The following is a 2,431-nucleotide window of genomic DNA, read 5'->3' on the forward strand; positions in this document are numbered from 1 at the left end:
TCTGGCGGGGCTTTGCTTCAAGCTGTGAAAGCCTTAGAGCGCCATGTCACTGGCTGGATTGCTTTTCGCTGGCTGTGCAGCAGGTGCAGGTGTTGGAGCATTACCTGTCTTGTTCACCGGCGGCGGTGGAGTCAGTTGCAGGACTTCGGCTGTGTAAGCCCATTCCTCGGCAACGCGATCCGGGTTGTTGTTCAGCTTGGTGCCGTAGCTAGGCACGATCTGGCGCAGCTTTGCCTGCCATTCCGGAGTCGCTACCTTGTCCTTGAAGACTTTCTCAAGCACGCCCAGCATGATCGGCGCTGCAGTCGAAGCACCTGGCGATGCGCCCAGCAGACCGGCGATGGAGCCGTCCTTGGAAGCAACGATTTCGGTACCCAGCTTCAGAACGCCGCTTTTTTCTTCGTCACGCTTGATGATCTGTACGCGCTGACCGGCTTGCATCAGGCGCCAGTCTTCTTTCTTGGCGTTCGGGAAGTACTGCTGCAGAGCAGCGAAGCGATCGTCGTCAGACATCATTACCTGACCTGCCAGGTATTCGATCAGCGGGTACTGTTCGATACCAACGCGAGTCATCGGCCACACGTTATGCGTGGTGGTGCTGGTCAGCAGGTCGAAGTAGGAGCCGTTTTTCAGGAACTTGGTCGAGAAGGTCGCGAACGGGCCAAACAGGATCACGCGCTTGCCATCCAGAACACGGGTGTCAAGGTGCGGAACCGACATGGGTGGCGCGCCAGTCGACGCGATACCGTAGGCTTTGCCCATATGCTGCATGGCCAGAGTCTGGTTGGCGGTGACAAGCCACGAACCGCCGACCGGGAAGCCGCCGTATTCCTTGGCTTCAGGAATACCGGATTCCTGCAGAAGGTGCAGAGCAGCACCGCCAGCGCCGATGAACAGGAACTTGGTGTCGGTCTCGGTGACAGTACCGTCTTTCAGGTTCTTGTACTTGACGCGCCAGGTGCCGTCGTCGTTGTGATTGATGTCTTCGACTTCGCTCGACAACTGCAGATTGAAATTCTGCTTGGCTTTCAGATTGGCGACGAACTGGCGGGTGATCTCGCCGAAGTTGACGTCGGTGCCAATCGGGCTCCAGGTCACGGCCAGCTTCTGCGCCGGGTCACGACCTTCCATCATCAATGGAACCCACTTCTTGATCTGCTCGTGGTCTTCGGAGTACTGCATGCCGCTGAACAGCGGGCTGGCCTGCAATGCTGCGTAACGCTTGCGCAGGAACTGGATGTTGTTGTCGCCCCACACGAAGCTCATGTGCGGCGTGGAGTTGATGAACGAACGCGGGTTCTTCAGAACGCCGGTCTTGACCTGCCACGACCAGAACTGACGGGAAATCTGGAACGCTTCGTTGATCTCGATGGCCTTGGAGATATCAACGTTGCCGTTCTTGTCTTCCGGGGTGTAGTTCAGCTCGGCCAGGGCCGAGTGGCCGGTACCGGCGTTGTTCCAGCCGTTGGAGCTTTCTTCGGCCACGCCATCGAGGCGCTCGACCATTTCCATCGACCAGCTCGGCTCCAGCTCGTTGAGCCAGACCGCAAGCGTTGCACTCATGATGCCGCCGCCGACGAGCAATACGTCGACTTTCTTGGTTTCAGCCGCCTGCACGGGCATCAGGCCCATGGAAATGGCCAGACCCAGCAGGGCCGTGTTCACTTTTTTAAACATTCTGTCATCCATCTGATAAACGCCATCCGCCGACTACTCCTGAAGAAACGGCCTGTCACATGCATCGAAGCCTGCGACAAACGCTCGCACCCACAGGGACTAGAGGTGGACATACAAGGCCAATATAATACCGCTCGAGACCTCAATTTATGTCCTGCTGCGCTGACTTCTTATCATCATTGGATTCAGCGTCATGAGTGACATTTGCTCTGTTGGTGTGCGGCGACGCCCGGGAATATCACCCCTCGGCATCCTCCAGAAAACACACCTGGTCAGCCTGTTCACGGAGTCTGAGACGCCGCATCGGGGCATGGAGGCACGCCTGATGTGCAATTTAATGCACGCGTGCTGCGACATTCCCACGGTGGCATACCGGCAAAGACGCGGCATTTTCGCATAATGTGCACCTCGGTTGCGAGATGCCATCATCAAATCGGGCGCGAATGCCTTGATTTAGACGCTTCACAGCCTGCCCCCCATCTATATCGTCGTTTATGCGCGGGTCTTTAGCCGCTTGCCAGAATGTGGCAATCCGCCAGACCCCGTCGCCCGCGCACATTTTTAACTGCCGCACGGCATTCATGAGCCAGTTTCACAAGGGTGTGTGGATTTGCCTGGCTAATCAGCATCCCGACCACCTGCTAGTGTCAATACACGACTGTGGTGTGTGGTGGCTGCAATCTCCGGATACAGACGCCCGTCAAACAGTTGGAACTTTACCAGCGCTGGCCAGTTAAACTGAACCGCCCCGGGT

1 protein-coding gene is annotated in these 2,431 nt (G+C 57.1%); it reads right to left on the reverse strand.

Going from position 1 to position 2,431, the window contains the following annotated elements:
- Window positions 1-33: 33 nt before the first annotated feature.
- Window positions 34-1,677, reverse strand: coding sequence for a malate dehydrogenase (quinone) (gene mqo, locus ALO64_RS02615; protein WP_044344561.1), 1,644 nt, complete (start codon window positions 1,675-1,677; stop codon window positions 34-36).
- Window positions 1,678-2,431 lie beyond the last annotated feature (754 nt).

Origin of the sequence: Pseudomonas meliae (assembly GCF_001400515.1) — a bacterium.
In the GTDB taxonomy this organism is placed as follows: Bacteria; Pseudomonadota; Gammaproteobacteria; order Pseudomonadales; family Pseudomonadaceae; genus Aquipseudomonas; species Aquipseudomonas amygdali.